At 37.3% G+C, this 17,579-nt stretch carries 16 protein-coding genes and 1 tRNA gene; 4 read left to right on the plus strand and 13 right to left on the minus strand.

The features are described from left to right. The first annotated feature begins 14 nt into the window (after positions 1-14). On the plus strand, positions 15-740 hold the full coding sequence (locus tag I7X29_RS01100) for a 16S rRNA (uracil(1498)-N(3))-methyltransferase (RefSeq protein ID WP_198472517.1): 726 nt from the start codon (positions 15-17) through the stop codon (positions 738-740). Positions 741-742: 2 nt separating this feature from the next. Here the strand turns inward: I7X29_RS01100 and I7X29_RS01105 are convergent, their stop codons facing one another. The 4 genes from I7X29_RS01105 to I7X29_RS01120 all read right to left on the minus strand — a co-directional run bounded on the left by I7X29_RS01105 (position 743) and on the right by I7X29_RS01120 (position 3,435). Further along, on the minus strand, positions 743-1,501 hold the full coding sequence (locus I7X29_RS01105) for a Mur ligase (protein WP_198472518.1): 759 nt from the start codon (positions 1,499-1,501) through the stop codon (positions 743-745). A gap of 59 nt (positions 1,502-1,560) precedes the next feature. Next, positions 1,561-1,640, minus strand: a tRNA-Leu gene (locus I7X29_RS01110). Between the two features lie 88 nt (positions 1,641-1,728). Continuing rightward, positions 1,729-2,643, minus strand: coding sequence for a bifunctional metallophosphatase/5'-nucleotidase (locus I7X29_RS01115; RefSeq protein ID WP_198472519.1), 915 nt, complete (start codon positions 2,641-2,643; stop codon positions 1,729-1,731). A gap of 6 nt (positions 2,644-2,649) precedes the next feature. Beyond that, positions 2,650-3,435, minus strand: a complete 786-nt coding sequence (locus I7X29_RS01120) for a 5'-nucleotidase C-terminal domain-containing protein (RefSeq protein WP_009412139.1) — start codon at positions 3,433-3,435, stop codon at positions 2,650-2,652. Between the two features lie 64 nt (positions 3,436-3,499). On the opposite strand from I7X29_RS01120, the gene I7X29_RS01125 reads away from it, so the two are divergent. Next, entirely contained in the window at positions 3,500-4,018 is a 519-nt protein-coding gene (locus tag I7X29_RS01125; RefSeq protein WP_225879469.1) for a DUF6913 domain-containing protein, read from the plus strand. Between the two features lie 6 nt (positions 4,019-4,024). Beyond that, on the plus strand, positions 4,025-4,897 hold the full coding sequence (gene dapA / locus I7X29_RS01130) for a 4-hydroxy-tetrahydrodipicolinate synthase (RefSeq protein ID WP_198472520.1): 873 nt from the start codon (positions 4,025-4,027) through the stop codon (positions 4,895-4,897). Here the strand turns inward: dapA and I7X29_RS01135 are convergent. From I7X29_RS01135 to I7X29_RS01175, 9 genes are all read right to left on the minus strand, one after another. After that, a complete protein-coding gene (locus tag I7X29_RS01135; RefSeq protein ID WP_198472521.1) occupies positions 4,894-6,585 on the minus strand; it encodes a L,D-transpeptidase family protein in 1,692 nt (563 codons plus the stop codon). The two genes, dapA and I7X29_RS01135, sit on opposite strands and share 4 nt — an antisense overlap. Positions 6,586-6,721: 136 nt before the next feature. Beyond that, positions 6,722-7,999: an adenosylmethionine--8-amino-7-oxononanoate transaminase gene (gene bioA / locus I7X29_RS01140; RefSeq protein ID WP_198472522.1), complete on the minus strand. Its 1,278-nt coding sequence runs from the start codon at positions 7,997-7,999 to the stop codon at positions 6,722-6,724. Further along, on the minus strand, positions 7,996-8,625 hold the full coding sequence (locus I7X29_RS01145; protein ID WP_009412134.1) for an endonuclease III domain-containing protein: 630 nt from the start codon (positions 8,623-8,625) through the stop codon (positions 7,996-7,998). The genes bioA and I7X29_RS01145 overlap by 4 nt, the downstream gene beginning before the upstream one ends. Positions 8,626-8,630: 5 nt before the next feature. Beyond that, positions 8,631-9,632 (minus strand): vWA domain-containing protein, encoded by a 1,002-nt coding sequence (locus I7X29_RS01150; RefSeq protein WP_198472523.1) that lies wholly within the window; start codon positions 9,630-9,632, stop codon positions 8,631-8,633. 1 nt (position 9,633) lies between these two features. Then, positions 9,634-11,268, minus strand: coding sequence for a hypothetical protein (locus I7X29_RS01155; protein ID WP_198472524.1), 1,635 nt, complete (start codon positions 11,266-11,268; stop codon positions 9,634-9,636). Between the two features lie 26 nt (positions 11,269-11,294). Next, positions 11,295-12,161, minus strand: coding sequence for a DUF58 domain-containing protein (locus tag I7X29_RS01160; protein WP_009412131.1), 867 nt, complete (start codon positions 12,159-12,161; stop codon positions 11,295-11,297). 28 nt (positions 12,162-12,189) lie between these two features. Further along, entirely contained in the window at positions 12,190-12,885 is a 696-nt protein-coding gene (locus tag I7X29_RS01165; RefSeq protein ID WP_198472525.1) for a plasmid pRiA4b ORF-3 family protein, read from the minus strand. Positions 12,886-12,908: 23 nt separating this feature from the next. Then, entirely contained in the window at positions 12,909-13,910 is a 1,002-nt protein-coding gene (locus I7X29_RS01170; RefSeq protein ID WP_198472526.1) for an AAA family ATPase, read from the minus strand. Between the two features lie 172 nt (positions 13,911-14,082). Continuing rightward, on the minus strand, positions 14,083-16,422 hold the full coding sequence (locus I7X29_RS01175) for a beta-N-acetylhexosaminidase (protein WP_198472527.1): 2,340 nt from the start codon (positions 16,420-16,422) through the stop codon (positions 14,083-14,085). 129 nt (positions 16,423-16,551) lie between these two features. Between I7X29_RS01175 and pdhA the strand changes: the two genes are divergently transcribed. Next, a complete protein-coding gene (gene pdhA, locus I7X29_RS01180; RefSeq protein WP_009412127.1) occupies positions 16,552-17,550 on the plus strand; it encodes a pyruvate dehydrogenase (acetyl-transferring) E1 component subunit alpha in 999 nt (332 codons plus the stop codon). The last annotated feature ends 29 nt before the right edge of the window (positions 17,551-17,579 follow it).

The raw sequence follows: 17,579 nt of genomic DNA on the forward strand, positions 1-17,579 counted from the left end.
AAGAAAATTAAACTATGAGTATACAATTATTTTATCACCCAGCACTGCAATTAGATAGTACAAATTGCTTTTTTGATAAGGAAGAAAGTCAGCATATAGTAAAGGTATTGCGCAAAAAATCGGGTGATGTGTTACATATTACTAATGGTAAGGGACAACTTTTTGAAGCACAATTAGATTTTGCGTCTCCTAAACAATGCGAAGTAAGAATACTGAAATGCACTACCCAATCATCGCGTTCTTATTATTTACACTTGGTAGTAGCTCCTACCAAAATGAATGAACGTTATGAATGGTTTTTAGAGAAAGCTACTGAAATAGGGGTAGATGAAATTACACCTATTATTTGTGAACATTCTGATCGTACGACTATTAAAGTAGAGCGTTTTGAGAAGATACTTCTTTCGGCGATGAAACAATCGCTGCAATGTTATTTGCCTAAACTCAATACTCCTATTGCTTCAAGTCAGTTTTTTAAAGCGATGAAGACAGATACTTCAGCTAAATATATAGCCCATTGTTACGAAAATGAGAAGCGGTTGTTTTCAAGAACACTCACTCCGTTCCCTGAACGTATCACAGTACTAATAGGACCTGAAGGTGATTTTTCAACAACTGAACTCAACACCGCTTTACAACAGGCGTTTGTGCCTATATCATTGGGTGATACGCGTTTGCGTACCGAAACAGCAGCCGTAGTAGCTTGCCATACAGTAGCCGTACTTAATGAACTCCAATAGGATTAGAAACTCACCATAGCTTCATAGAAATCGGCTTCATCAATGCCTATATTTTGGCATACCCATTTGGCAGCCTCAATATAGCTTATTTGGGTAGCCGACGCATCGCCTAAGGGCAATTCTCCTTCGGGAGTAATAAGAAAAGTTTCGCCATTGTGCGTTTCAAATAGAGGGGTGCGGTATTCCATTTTACGTATCGCCCTCTCGTTGTTTTCTATAATTGTTTTGAGAGCTTCATCTTCTTCGTTGTAAATAAGGATGCCTCCTTTAGTAATGGATTCTATAAAGTTTTGATATTCTTCTACTTTTTCATTGTTAATATCACTGATGAGGGCAATGGTAGGATGTAGTGCGGCACTGTTGTCCCCTCCTTCAAAAAGAACAAATTCGGTATCTACAAAATGTACTTGTTTGCCATTAATAGGAGTTTCTAAACAATAACTCAAAGGTTGGTTATAAAAATCCATAGTGTGTAGCACACGTGCCAAACACTCTTTCTTACCCTTATCACCACTGAGTACTACACGGGTTTTATTTTTGAAATATTCGTATAGAAAAGCATTAGGTGATATAGGTGAAAGCCCTAAGTTTTGAGCCAATAACAAATCGGGGTGAGTAGGTGAGAGGTGAGGATCAGCAATTACATAATGAGTTTCAGAAGACAATTCTTCTGGCAAGGTAGTGATGTGGTGCTGTTCATTTAGAGCCATCATCAAGGGGCGCAAGTGAGTGCTGGGGGCTACTATAAAATGGATATTCATTGTATTGAAAGTTAATTGTTATAAAAAAAGCTATCCTATTAGGATAGCTTTTTTTGTTGTACCTGAGGAGGGAATCGAACCCTCACTCCGAAGAACACGAGTTTGAGTCGTGCGCGTCTACCAATTCCGCCACTCAGGCTTGCTTTTTAAATCGGGTGCAAAGGTACATAAGTTTTTTGAATATGCAAAAAAAAGCCTAACTTTTTTGCTAAATATTTTTTAACTTATTAAACTTCAATGCTAACAGATTTATTTTTCACCAGCTTTTCATCTTCAAAAAAGAAGTCAATACGCCCTAAATTGATACCATAGCATCCCACTTGGTTTACTAAAGTTGTTTTTTCACGGCGATTGGTTACCAAAGTAGGCTTTGGCAAGAAAGTGTGCGTATGTCCGCCAATAATCAAATCGATATACGATGTTTGATCTGCCACTTTTAAGTCGCACACCTTGTTAGGATTATCTTTGTACTCATAGCCTATGTGTGAAAGACAGATAATGAGGTCGCAATGTTCTTCGTTATGCAGTTTGCATTCCATATCTTGGGCAATTTCTATAGGGTTGAGATATACAGTTTCACCGTACATCTGTTTGTTAACTAAGCCTTCTAACTCTACTCCTATACCAAAAACACCTATTTTGATACCATTAAGATAGTAAATTTTATAAGGGAGTGTATGTCCGTTTAAAATAGTATTGCTAAAATCATAATTAGAGATGATAAAATCGAATTTAGCGTGAGGTAATTGAGCATAGAGGCCTTCGAGAGCATTGTCAAAATCGTGATTGCCGAGAGTTGCCGCGTCGTATTTGAGCATAGACATCAGTTTGAACTCTAATTCACCTCCGTAGAAGTTGAAATAAGGAGTACCTTGAAAAATATCTCCCGCATCAAAGAGGAGAGTATAAGGGTTTTCTTGACGTATTTGGTCTATGAGTGCAGCCCTGCGTGCTACCCCTCCTTTGTTAGGATTAAAGGGGGCGGTAGCAGGTAGTGGGTCGATATGGCTGTGCACATCGTTAGTGTGCAAGATAGTAATTTGCTTGGTATTAGCGGGTTTCATTGATAAGGAACCCAATCCTCCCATCCCTACCAATAGAGAGGAAGCGCCTATATGTTTTAAAAAAGTTCTTCTTTCCATAATATATTAAGGTTTATATTCAAAACGATGGTCTTCAGTAGCGTTTAAAATATCTATTTTTTTGAAGTAATCAATAAGTACGTTGCGGAGTTTATAGCCTATTTTATCAGCGTCTAAAGCGCCTTTAAAAAAGTACATTTCATCGCCTCCATTGTATAGGTAATCGGAAGTGACAACTACATAAGTTTTGTTAGGGTCAAAAGGCTTTCCATTAATGGTGAAGTGCGTGATTTTACCATCCTTAGTGATTTGTAACGACACTTGTTTAGAAAGAGGGTGGGGGAGACGGTGCTGTATGAGGTAATCAGCGAGTTCTTTTACTTTAGTTCCTGGCATAGTGAGTACAATTACCTCATTTTCAAAAGGCATCAAATTAAAAGCTGATTCCATTGTAATGGTGCCTTTAGGCAAATCGGAGCGGATACCTCCCCAATTGAGCATCACAAAATCAACCTCCTTGCCTGTGCGCTTTTTGTATGCCTCGGATACAATTTCAAAGGTAGCATCAGCCATAAAATTGCTGATTCCTGTGTTAAGCAAGGTGGTTTTCCTATCCTTTACTAAATCACGAGCATTTTCAGCTAAAACGGTAGACATTTCTGCTTTGATACGCTCTCTATACGGACTTATAAAATTTTCTATATCAGTTTTTTGTGATATAGATTCGGTAACGGGAATATTTTTGCTACGCTCTTTTGTAACAGTGTATTTAGCAGGGGTGCAAGAGGCTAAAAAGGCAAATGTTACAAATAATACAAAAAAATAATGCTTCATTATATCAAACTTTCTCATAAATATGTTTTTATTTTAAAAATTATTTTTACCTTTGCAATCACACGCAAAATTACAATATATTTTGGACATCATAAAGAATTTTTACCTAAAAAATAAAATTCGCAAGAATTTTAAAGCCTTAGAAAAGTATAACAAAAGGTTAGACAGCGACTTAGTGAAAGTAGGCTGTATTGTGGATATGGATGTAGTGAAGGAAGTTAACCCTCTGTTAGAGTTAATGAAATACTATTCCATACGTCCTGAAAACTATATTGTTTTAGGATATAAGCACACTTCAGAAGAAACTCACGCTAATGGAGTTCCTTTTTTAGTAGATAAAGAAATTAATTGGCAAGGAAAGGTGAGAAATTATCATGCTGATCGTTTAGCAGAACAGGAATATGATTTGCTCATCAACTATTTCAATGAACCTAAATTGCCCTTGCTCTTACTATCCTCATCAATAAAAGCAAAATTGAGAATAGGGTTTCAAGGAATTGATATGCAGTATAACGATATTACTATTGCTTGCCCACTTACTGAAGAAAGAGTTTTTACTGAAGAAGTAAAAAAAGTATTAGGAACCATTATTCATAAATAAGAAGTTATGACAAACCAACTAACAGGAACTGGTGTAGCTCTCATTACACCTTTTACAAAAAACAATCAGGTGGATACTGAAGCACTTGCCCGCATTGTGGACTATGTAACCGAAGGCGGAGTGGAATTTATAGTAGCCTTAGGTACTACCAGTGAATCCCCTACGCTTACTAAAGATGAAAAACGCATCGTACGCGAGACAATTATCAAGGCTAATAAAGGACGTTTGCCTTTAGTTTTAGGTATAGGTGGTAACAATACCCAAAATGTAATTGACGAAATCAAACAGACCGATTTGTCTCCGTTTGTAGCAATTTTATCAGTAACACCTTATTACAACAAGCCTTCGCAAAACGGCTTATATGCACACTTTGCCGCCATTGCGAAAGAAAGTACACTCCCTATTATTTTGTATAATGTACCAGGACGTACAGGAGTATCGATGACGACTGAAACTGTCGTGCGTTTAGCAAATGATTTTGAGAATATTGTAGCAATTAAAGAAGCATCGGGCAATTTGCTGCTCGATATGAATATCATCAAAGATATGCCTAAAGATTTTATTTTGCTCTCTGGTGACGATGCTACTACTTTGCCTGCGGTGTATATGGGAGGAAGTGGAGCAATTTCTGTGATAGGAATTGCTTATCCTAAAGAATTTTCAGAAATGGTGCATTTAGGACGACAAGGAAAAACAGTTGAGGCTAACAAACTTCAATATAAATTGCTTCCTAGAACAGCATTAGCTTTTAAAGAAGGAAATCCTATAGGAATTAAAGCTATGTTAGCGGCTAAAGGTTTGTGCGAACCTTATGTGCGTTTGCCTTTAGTAGAGGCATCAGAAGAATTGAAAAAAGCAATAAGCGATTTGAAAGATTAACTTTCAAATCGCTTTATTTCTTTTAACTGTTCGTTATCGAGATCATAGATGTCGTTTTTTAAAGTTAATTCGCCGTTTTCATCTATAAAAGCGGTGTAGTAAAGAATATTTATTTTGTACTTCGTTTTTAAAGCAATGCGATATTGAGATCGCTTGCCATTCATAGCTTCATTTACTTTTTCTAAAGTCCAAGGTGTTTCAGTAGCTTCATTTTTCAATAGCTGATAAGCTAATTCATTAGGGTTTTGCACACGCACACAACCGTGACTTAAGGCGCGATCATCACGCTGAAAGAAATATTTAGAAGGAGTGTCGTGCAGGTAAATACTCATACCATTAGTGAGTATGAACTTCACTAACCCCAAGGAGTTATAGGCTGATGGAGCTTCTACAAAGTGGAAACCGCGTTTGTGTACAGAAGGGTCTGTCCAATCAATGGTAGTAGGGTCTACCTTTTTGCCCTTTTCATACATAGTATAACCTCTTTTTTGGTATTTTTCGGGATCGGCTTGTGATATAATCTGTGGGAGCATTTCCTTTTTTATAATACTTTGTGGAACCGACCACGTAGGGCGGAATTCTACATAGCGAATGGTATCGGTAAAAATAGGTGTAGGGGTTTCTGTTCTACCTACTACTACACGTGTTTGAAATTGTAACGAGTCCTTGTGAAAGAGCAATAATTTGAAATCGGGGATGTTCACCAAAGCGTAGTGTTCGCCTAAATCGTTATTGAACACGCGCATACGTTCCATATTCAGTTGTAACAAATCGCGTTTACGACTTTTGTTCATATTCAGGAAGTAAAGTGTTTGTTTTCCTAACAAGCCATCAGCTGTAAGTCCGTTGCTTTTTTGGAAACGTTGTACTGTTTTGATAAGGGTACTATCTACCATTTGAGCCTCAATTTCAGGAGTAGCATAAAAACCCTTCTGTTTGAGTCCATTGCGCAAATGTACCACTATAGGGGAAGTATAGCCATATACAAAATCCTTTGCGGGAAAATCAATGGTAATAAAAGTATCTACCGCTTGTTTTTTGAGTTGTAGATAGAGTGCTTTCATCTGCTCATACTGCTTGTTTTGAGGAAACAGTGGTATAATAACGCTTGCTAAAGAAGTTTTATCACCTATATACAATAATAGGTCAATATTTTTCTGAGCATCATATTTAGGCTTGATCCAAGTGTGTTTGCCATAAGCAATTCTTGTAAATCTACCGCTGGTAAGGTGTTTGGTAAACAATAAGAACGAGGCAGTAATTTCCTTGTCTAAGGAAGCTTTGTAATCATCGGATAACTGGTGAGCATAACTACTATCCACTGCTTTTTTCAGAGCAGTACGCCTATAAGTTTCAGGTGCCAAGCCATCGTTAGCAACACTGTCTAAAACAGAAAGATACTCTTTAAATAAGCGTGAAGGAATATCTTGGTAGAGCCAACGTGTTTTGCCACCATTTTGTATATAATAGGTGTAAGTTTCAGATTGGATACCTTTTTTGTTGTGAGTGTCCAAGATGGGAAGATTTTCAAAAGTAGCAGCCGTAGTATCTACTGCTATAGTAAGAGCTTCGGCATAAATTTCTTCACCAGTTTCTCTCAGTGATGAATCAGGGTGTGAAGCAGGATTTTTCTTACAGCTTTGGAGTATAGCAAGAGCAGCTATTAAAAAGTAGAGTTTAAATTTCATTGTATAAAAAAAATGTTACAATTAAGCGGCAAAAGTACTCTTTTTTTTTCCACTTAAACAAATGATAATAAAATGACCTTGCTAAAGATATATACCTTGTGGAGAGATAATCAAATCTTTGGCAAGGTTATGTTTTTTACAAATTAGAGAACTTCTGTATTGCTTCTTCTAAAACATCGTACACTCGGTCTAATTGAGCATCTGTGATGATGTAAGGGGGCAAAATGTAGATAATATTTCCCACCGGACGCAGTATTACGCCTTCTGAGATGAAGAAGTTGTACAGTTTATCTCTGAATGAGCCGTAGTAGTCAGTATTTTGAGAGGTTTTGAGGTCGAATGCCAAAATAACACCTAAGGTACGTGCATTCTCTACCGATGGATATTTCGCAATACGGGCTAAAAACTCCTGATGACGACGTGCAATACGTTTTAAGTTGGCTTGCATTTCGTCACTTTCCAATATGCGAATAGCTTCTAAGGCAATCGCACAGCCCGTGGGGTTTGCCGTAAAGGTATGTCCGTGGAAAAGAGCTTTGTTCACGTCTTCACTGTAAAAACCGTCGAATATCTCTTGGGTAGCAGTAGTTACTGCAAGCGGAATCGTTCCTCCTGTAAGAGCTTTCGATAAGCACATAATATCGGGTTTGTGAGTGAGATAGTCCGAAGCAAAAGTGCGCCCTGTACGCCCGAAGCCTGTCATTACCTCGTCGGCAATGGTAATCACACCATTTTCTTGTGCGATATGAATCAGCTTGTCTAAGGCTTCTGGTTCATAAATTTGCATTCCTGAAGCTCCTTGTACTAAGGCTTCAAATATAAAGGCGGCAGGGTGATGTTCGGCAATCACTTCTTTTAGTTTTTTAGCAGCTGCATCGCTTCCTTTTTTGGGTAACGGTATGCGCACTACTTTCAACAAGTGTTCTTTAAAAGCATCAGTAAAGAATGAAATACCCGAAGCTGCCATAGCGGCAAAGGTATCTCCGTGAAATGCATCTTCAAAAGCAACTACCGTAAAGCGTTTCTCGCCTTTATTGAAAAAGTACTGTAACGCCATCTTGATACCTACTTCCACTGCTGTCGACCCGTTGTCCGAGAAGAATACTTTCTGTTGGTTTTTAGGCAGGATACTGATAAGCTTTTCAGCAAGCTCTACCGCAGGTCGGTGTGTAAAGCCACCAAAGAGCACGTGCTCTAATTGAGTGAGTTGTTTGTAGGCAGCTTGCGCTAATCGCTCGTTGCTATGCCCATAGGGGTTCACCCACCAACTGGCAATGGCATCTATGTATTCTTTGCCGTCCTCGTCCCAAAGGAGAGCATCTTTTCCTTTCACAATTCCAATAGGTTTGGCAGCCGTTTGATGTTGGGTATACGGGTGCCACAAATGTTTTTCGTCTCGCTGTTGTAAATTCATTTTTTCGATTGTATAATGGTTTTGGTTATGATATCTTTTTCCATATTCCAGCCTCTCGCCGGACTGTATTCGCGCCCGTACAAGATGATTTGCACGTGCAGTTTGTTCCATTTTTCTTTGGGGAAGAGTCGTTTGGCATCTTTCTCAGTTTGCACTACCGAGCTACCGTCGGAAAGCTTCCAGCGGTGCATCAGTCGGTGTATATGGGTATCAACGGGGAAGGTCGGAATGCCAAAGGCTTGTGCAAGAACAACGCTGGCAGTTTTATGTCCTACTGAGGGGAGAGCCTCTAAAGCCTCAAAGGTCTGAGGAACTTCACCGTTGTATTTGTCTATGAGTATTTGGGAAAGCCCGTGAATACCTTTAGATTTCATAGGAGCAAGCCCTAAGGGTTTGATAATTTCCTGTATTTCGTCCACCGAAAGTAGTACCATATCATACGGATTGTCCGCTTTGCTAAATAGAATAGGCGTGATTTGGTTCACCCGTGCATCGGTAGTTTGAGCCGATAAGAGTACGGCTATTAGTAAGGTATAAGGGTCTTTGTGCTGTAGAGGTATAGTGATTTCAGGATAGATACTTTCAAGTGTATCAATGATGAATTTTACTTTTTCTTTTTTTTTCATTTGTATTATATTTCATTCCTAAAAACAGTGTGTTTTAAAAGGAATTCAAGTAACAATAGTACAGTAGCAATGATTACTAATAAGCGGAATTTTTCGTCTACTTCAGTGTATTTAAACTCTTCAATTTTAGAGGTTTCTAATTTGTTGATTTCGTCGTAAATTTGTTGGAGTTTTTGGTTGTTAGTAGCGCGGAAATAACGTCCGTGAGTTATTTGTGCAATTTTTTTCATCAACGATTCATCTATTTCTACTTGTAGCATTCGGTACATTATGCTACCATCGGGGTTGAGAGCGTAAGGCGAAAGCGCCATACCATTAGTACCAATACCTACGGTATACACTTTGATACCATATTCGGCAGCTAATTCGGCAGCGATAAGCGGGTCGATTACCCCAGTGTTGTTTACCCCATCGGTAAGGAGAATAATCACTCTACTTTTAGCTTTGCTCTCTTTGAGTCGATTTACAGCAGTTGCTAACCCCATACCTATAGCAGTTCCATCTTCTACTTGTCCATAAGTAAGTTCAGCTAATGAGTTAAGAATGATACTCTTATCGGTAGTTACAGGTGTTTTGGTATAGCTTTCTCCAGCGTATACTACCAATCCAATGCGGTCATTAGGACGATCTTTAACAAACTGAGAGGCTACTTTTTTCAAGGCTTCAAAGCGGTTAGGTTTCAAGTCTTGAGAAAGCATACTTGATGAAACATCTATTGCCATCACAATATCTATCCCATCAGTAATTTTAGTTTGTGCATTTTCAGAATGTGTTTGAGGGCGTGCTAAAGCTATAGTAATTAAGGCAACGGCTAATAGACGCAAAGCAAAAAGAGAATGGTATAAGTAATCCTTCCACGAACTTATCTTTCTAAAAGCGATGGTAGACGATAGTGTAACATTTGGTTTAGATTTTTTATTCCAATACATGTACCAAGCTACCATTAGCGGTAAAACTAACAGCAACCAAAAGAACTGAGGATTGGCAAATGTAATATTTTTAAGCATATTATTCTGTTTTAAAAACTATAGAATTGATGACCCTTTGAGCTATTTTATTAGCATTAGGTTCGTTGATGTAGGTAATAAGTACTTGTTGGAGTGCATTGTTTTCAGTAAAACTATAGAGCTCATACGAAGCATTAAAATACTTACCTTTTTCATTAGGGATACTCATTTTACCAAATACTTTCATACCTTTAGCTCCATTCGGAGAAGTATATTCTTCCGTTAAGGTAGTGATGTTTTTTGCTTTGGCTTTATCCAATTGTGAAAGTACAATTTCATTCACTTTTTTGGGGTCTAAAGTAAGTCCACCGTCTTGTCCTTCTTGCTGAGATGCTGTATTTTGGGCATCTTTCTTGAAGGTAATGATATTAGTCATTATATAGAGTGGTGAATTGAGACTACCGTAATAGAAAGTGTATTGTTTGTCTATAATCGATTTATACTCAACTATATCTACTATTTGCTTGCGAATGAGTACTTCGGGGGTAGTAAGCTCGGTAATAGGATAGCCATAATCACTTGTTACCCACTCCACTTTATTATATTGAGCATATATACTGAAATATTTTAATCGTATCTTATTGTAGCCAAATATAAAAATGAGAAATAATACTAATGAACATAGACCAATAATTAAGCGTTTCTGCCAACGACTTAATTTTCTATTAGGGCGTGTAACCTTCGCTTCTTCTGCTATTTGATTTGTTTCAGCTTCTGTTTCTACAATAGGGATAGCTTCTTTAGTTTTAATGACTACATTTTCAATAGTTTCACGGTCGTATTCAGCGTTGTTATCTGAAGGTTTGCTCTTAGCAAACTTCACTAAATCGGCATTTTGTAATACACGTTTGAGATTATTGATAGTTTCTGTCGATAAGTATAATTTTCCAGTTTTTTGTAAGTTGTTGATTTTAGCTAAGAGTTCATCAGTAGTACTTTCTTTAGCTAAAATATGTACCTCGTCTTCCAAATATTCTTTTACAATATCCGTAAGGCGTGTGTAATAGGCTTTATGTTGTGATTCTATAAGGTATTTGGAGTTCTGTAAATCTTTTAAATCCTGAATAGCGCGTTCAAAAGGAGGTAGTTTTTTACGTTTTTCTTCAGCAGATAGTTTTTTCTTGCGAAATACAAAAAAGTATAAAGCGGCAGCAGTTAAAAGAAGAGCAACTATACCTAAAACAATCCATAACCAAAGGTGAGAAGAGGAGGGAGAGGTTACTTCGGCAATAGGTTTAGCGTCATATAAAGGCTGTTTGAGCGTATCTACGGCTACATTATGTACTTCTACAAGTAGTGAATCAGTATAAAAATCTTTATGGCTAATCTGTATTTTTTGTTGTGGAATGGTGTATTTACCCTCGTCGAATTGAGTGAGGTAATAGGCTTTTTCCAAACGGAATTTACCTTTCTCTTTTAAGGTATCGGTAGGATTAGTTTTTACCATTTCCAAAGCTCCAAAAGTTTGACCTTCAGGGAATACCACGACTGCATCGGCAGGAGCTTGTACGGATATTTTATACTCTATTTGTTCTCCTATCTTTATGTTTTTTGTACTAGTTGCTACTTTCACTTCTTGTGCGTGAAGAGTAGGCAATACAAATAATGTTAGTATGAAATATAATATTCGTTTCATTTTTTAGTCCTTTATCTTTCTAAATCCTAACTCCTATTTTTGAAGTATCCTAATAGTTTTTGGGTGTAACTCTCATCGTCTCTACAACTCACTACGCCAGCACCCGATTTCTGCCAAAGAGCTTCAAAGTAGTTCACCGTTTCACGATATTGTTTGGTGTACTCATTTCGCACAGCAGCTGAAGAAGTGTTGACACGCATCAATGTTCCAGTTTCAGCATCTTTTACCATTATGTAGCCTAAATTAGGTAATTCAGTTTCTTTTTTGTCGTAAATTCGAATCCCTGTAATATCGTGCTTTTTAGCGGCTATTTGTATAGGTTTCTCATAACCTTTATCCATAAAATCGGAGAGCATAAACACAATAGCTTTTTTCTTGCTCACTCTGCTGAGAAATTGTAGAGCCTCAGAAATATTTGTTCTTAAACTTTTGGGTTGAAACTCTATAAGTTCTCTGATAATACGTAATACGTGAGATTTTCCTTTTTTAGGAGGTATATACAGTTCTATTTGGTCGGAGAAGAGAATCAAACCTGTTTTGTCGTTGTTTTGTAGGGCAGAAAAAGCTAAAGTAGCTGCTATTTCAGTGATGAGTTCACTTTTGAATTGCTGTTCGGTACCAAAGAGCTCACTACCACTCACATCTATCATCAACATAAGGGTAAGTTCACGTTCTTCTTCAAATACTTTTACGAAAGGCTCGTTGTAGCGAGCTGTTACATTCCAATCGATATTGCGAATGTCGTCACCAAATTGATAGGGGCGAACTTCACTGAAAGTCATACCACGACCTTTAAAAGTAGAGTGATATTCCCCTCCGAAGATATTATCGGAGAGTTTACGCGTTTTTATCTCTATCTTGCGTACTTTTTTTAATAATTCTTTAGTATCCAAAATTAATTAGCAATTATGTAGTTAGGGATTATTGAAAGTCCAACTGAAAATCTTCGTAATTATTTTGAGCATCAATAATGAGAGTTTCATTGATAGCATTGATATCAAACTCATTTTCGTCCCAAGGGAAGCTGTAACCACAGAAAGAGAGCCATTCCTTGTAATTTTTTACTTCAGTTTTAGGTTTACCAGCTTTAAGTACTTCAAGCATTGCTTGGTAACCCCAAATACCGCCACAATCTTCAGGGGGAGTTTTACCTTTTCCTTTGATGCATATAGGGTAGATGAGAGTTTCATCATCAATAGCTTCTAACACAATTTTGTGTTCCCACGAATCGCCAAAATCATACTCATAGATAATATAATCCTTTTCTTTTTTTAATATATCGGAAAGGAGGGTCTTGTTTACCAATTTGTAAATATCTCGGCGTGAGTGCAAGAAAACAGACATAGGGTCATTAGGATCGAAGTTATTGTCCTCATCTTCATCACCTACAAAGCCCATTTCTCTACCAAACTCCATATCCTTTTCAGTTTTGATAAACAAACGAGGTTCGTTTTTCGGAAATCTGTAAAATTGATACAAATGCGCATTATCCCAGTTAAAAAGGGTTTGAATGATATAATGTAGTGTTTCAAAAGTGATGTTGTTATTCACTTTCACACGTCGCCATATTATAGGCTTCCTTGAGCCTTCAATACTAATTTTTAATGTGTATGCCATTTATAATTCTTGATATTTAACTTTTAAGGCACTTCTATTATATTTACTATTTTGTGAATCATCTCCACTGAGGTAATATTTTCAGCCTCTGCTTCATAGGTGATACCAATACGATGGCGCAATACATCAAACACTACAGCTCGTACATCCTCAGGAATTACATAACCACGACGTTTGATAAAAGCATAACATTTAGCAGCCATAGCTAAATTGATACTACCACGAGGTGATGCCCCAAAGCTAATAAGAGGCTTAAGTTCAGCCAAATTATACTTTTCAGGATAACGAGTTGCAAAAATGATGTTTAAGATATACTTTTCAATCTTTTCATCCATATACACTTCACGTACTGCTGTTTGAGCTTTGAGAATTTGCTCTAAACTCACCGTTTGATTCACTACAGCATAACTATTGCTAAGATTATCGCGCATAATCTGTTGTTCCTCGTCTAATTTAGGATAGTCGATAACTGTTTTGAGCATAAAACGGTCTACTTGGGCTTCAGGGAGTGGGTAAGTACCTTCTTGCTCTACAGGGTTTTGAGTAGCCATTACCATAAAAGGAGCATCAAGTTTAAAAGTGGAGTCACCTATGGTTACTTGTCGCTCTTGCATAGCCTCTAATAGGGCAGATTGTACTTTAGCAGGAGCACGGTTGATTTCGTCGGCTAAGACAAAATTTGCGAAGATAGGGCCTTTTTTAATGGAGAATTCATTTTGTTTGATGTTGTAGGTCATTGTACCTATCACATCGGCAGGTAGCAAATCGGGAGTGAACTGAATACGGCTAAATGACCCGTGTACTGATTTAGCAAGAGTGTTGATAGAAAGCGTTTTGGCTAATCCAGGTACTCCTTCTAAAAGGATATGCCCTTTACCTAATAAACCAATAAGTAGGGCGTTAACCATATGCTTTTGCCCTACAATTACTTTATTCATTTCATTGGTGAGAGCATCAATGAATACGCTTTCACGCTCAATTTTTTCGTTTATCTGACTGATATCTACAGATGTTCTTTGTTCCATAGTATAAATTATTTTTAGTGTTTATCTATTGTACAAATATTGTGCCGTTACGAAAGTAAAGTTGGTGTTTTTTTGGGTTTTGGGGAAAAATTATAGAGTTTGATTGTTTGTGACAAAAAGAAAAGCTACCTAAAAACTATTCAGACAGCTTCTTTTTATGAGTATAAAAAACTTAGTTTACTTGTATTTCATCAATAAAAAGGAAACCAGGTTTGCCTGCAGCACCTTCGTGAAAAGCAGGAATCTTGTTTACTTCATTGATTTTTACTTTTAGATAAGTAACTTCTTTTTCAGGAAAAGATAGAGTATAAGTTTTTATTTCTTTAAAATGTTCTTTAGGTAGAGCGTAACTTTCTTTGCCTAGTAACACGTAGTTTTTACCATCCTTAGAGCCCCATACTTCAAAATTAGTAGGAGGATAAATCCAATCACCAGTTTCAATGAAAGCATTGAAACTCACTTCTTTTACTAAAGTATTATCTTTTAAGGTAATAAGTACTTCACAAGGAGCTTCACTAAAACCTAACCATTCACTAGAACGAGAGTTTGTACCTCCTTTTCTTCCATCTACTAAGGTAATAGCACCATTATAAGCATAGTTTTGAGTGGGTTTGCTCAAAAACTCTATAGGACGTACAGTTGCTTTATTAAAAAAGAACTCTTGATTAAACTCACTTTCACCTTCTTTGCCAAATACTTTGGCTTTCAAATTTGTATTTTGAGTGAGTTTTAAAGGTTCTTTGTATATATTAGAATTTTTAGTGGGCTCACTACCATCGGTAGTATAATAAATAGGAGTATCTTGCAAACAAGAGAGAGTAACATTGATTTCATCTACACCAGGTTTTACTTCTGCACGAAGATCAAAAATATGTTTAGCATAAGTGTAACCTTCAACATCATAGATAGGAAGTAAGCGTATTAAGCGTTGTAAAAATCCTTGATAATCTTTAGGTTTAGTAGGGTCTGCCCATTGAACTTCAGCTAAAGCAGCCATACGTGGTAAAGCCATATATTCAACGTGTTTGAAAGTTTTGATATACTCTGTCCAAATATTAGCTTGCACTCCTAAAATATGTTTTAGCTGCTCTTTATTCAGAGCTTCAGGATAAGGATTGAAAGAATATACACGTTCTACAGGAAGATAATTACCTATAGCAAGAGGTTCTTTATCAGTTTTATCAGTTTGATAGTAATCGAAATAGCAGAAAGACATAGGGGTCATAATCGCATCGTGGTTAGATTTAGCAGCTTCAATAGCACCGCCAATACCTCTCCAAGACATCACTGTAGCATTAGGAGCTAAACCACCTTCGAGAATTTCGTCCCAGCCAATCATCTTGCGACCTTTTTTAGCTAACACTTCTTCAGCAAAGCTGATTACGTGGCTTTGTAAATATTCTTCAGCAGTGTGTTTTGTGTCGCCTTTGATACCTAAAGCTTTTATTTTAGCTTGACATTTAGGACATTTTTTCCAACTGTTTTTAGGGCATTCATCTCCCCCGATATGAATGTATTCAGAAGGAAATATATCGGTTACTTCTTCCAATATATTTTTGATAAAATCGTACGTTTCGTCGTTACCTGCACAAAGTACATCTTCAGCAACTCCCCAAGTTTCTCTCACTTTGTAGGGGCCTCCAGTACAGCCTAATTTTGGATAAGTTGCCAAAACAGCTACCATGTGACCAGGGAGATCGATTTCAGGGATGATAGTAATATTGCGATCGGCAGCGTATTTTACAAGCTCTTTCATCTCTTGTTGGGTATAAAAACCACCGTGTGGTTTGCCATCGAATTTATCCCATTCTTTACCTAACATTGTTTGACTGCGGGTACTACCTACCACAGTGAGTTCAGGATATTTTTTAGATTCAAAACGCCAACCTTGATCATCAGTGAGATGCCAATGAAATTTGTTGATATTGTGAAGAGCAAGTATATCTATATAGATGCGCACAGAGTCGGCAGAAAAGAAGTGGCGAGCGCTGTCTAAATGAGCACCGCGATAAGCAAAGTAAGGTTTATCGGTGATTTTTTTAGCGGGAAAAGTTATTTTATTTACTTTTTGTACAGGGATTGATTTTCTCAAAAATTGTATTCCATAGAAAGTGCCAGCTTTAGAAGCTCCGTTTATAGTAATATTGTTAGCAGTAATTGTTACTTGGTAAGCCTCTTTGTTGTCGTTAGAGTAGTTTTGTGATAGAGAAATAGTGTTAGTTTCGTTGTTTTGGTTAGGAGCTACTTTCACTTCTATTCCTGCCTGTTTTTTGATGTACTCTTGCAGGAACCCAGCGTACTGTTGCAAAGCAGCATCATTTTCAGGATAAGTGAGCTTGGTATCAGCTGTAAGAACGAAGGGTTTATCGACATCAGCTTGAAGGGTGGTAATCATTTCGGGAGCTGGAACTATTTCGTAGTTAGCAGTACTCCCCTCCTCATTGGTAGTCGTTGATTTACAAGAAATCATCGTCATCAATAACAAAAGTGCGGAAGTTAATTTTATCTTCATTACGTTTATAAATTTGAATTAATGGGACAAAGGTATAAATTTTTTTTAAATATTTTTTGGTTACATTATTTTTTTTTTGCACCTTTGCAAATATTTTTAAAACGAATAGACTTTTATATACATTAACAAATGAAAAAATTTGATAAAGAAGTGTACCTAAAATGGTACGAGGATATGCTTTTTTGGAGAAAATTTGAAGATAAACTCGCCGCAGTTTATATCCAACAAAAAGTAAGAGGTTTCTTGCATCTCTACAATGGACAAGAAGCTGTAGCTGCTGGTTGCCTCCATGCAATGGATTTGACCAAAGACAAGATGATTACTTCTTACCGTTGCCACGTGCATCCTATAGGTTTGGGCGTAGACCCTAAACGTATTATGGCTGAGTTGTACGGTAAAGGCACAGGTACTTCTCACGGTTTAGGAGGTTCTATGCACATCTTTTCTAAAGAGCACCGCTTTTATGGTGGACACGGTATCGTAGGAGGACAAATTGCTCTTGGAGCAGGTTTAGCTTTTGCCGATAAATACTTCAATCGTGAAGCAGTAACTCTTACTTTTATGGGAGATGGTGCCGTGCGACAAGGAGCTTTCCACGAAACACTTAACTTGGCAATGTTGTGGAAATTGCCAGTAGTTTTCATCGTAGAAAACAACCACTATGCAATGGGTACTTCCGTAGAAAGAACTGCAAACCACGTAAATATTTGGAAACTTGGTTTGGGTTATGAAATGCCCAGCCAAGAGGTAGATGGTATGCACCCTGAAACCGTAGCAGAAGCTGTATACGAAGCTATAGAACGAGCTCGTCGTGGCGATGGTCCTACTTTACTTGATATCCGTACATATCGTTATCGAGGTCACTCTATGTCGGATGCACAACACTACCGTACTAAAGAAGAGGTAGAAGAGTACAAAAAACAAGATCCTATCACAAATGTACTTGCTGTTATCAAAGAGAAAAAATACGCTACCGATGCTGAATTAGAAGCTATCGATGAACGTGTAAAAGAACGTGTGGCAGAGTGTGAAAAATTCGCTGAAGAATCACCTTATCCAGAAAAACACATTATGTACGATGTGGTTTACGAACAAGAAAATTATCCTTTCTTGCCAAGTAGACTTTAAATAAACTAAAAACACTAATTAAATACAAG

The sequence above is a fragment of the Capnocytophaga periodontitidis genome (assembly GCF_016126015.1).
In the GTDB taxonomy this organism is placed as follows: Bacteria; Bacteroidota; Bacteroidia; order Flavobacteriales; family Flavobacteriaceae; genus Capnocytophaga; species Capnocytophaga periodontitidis.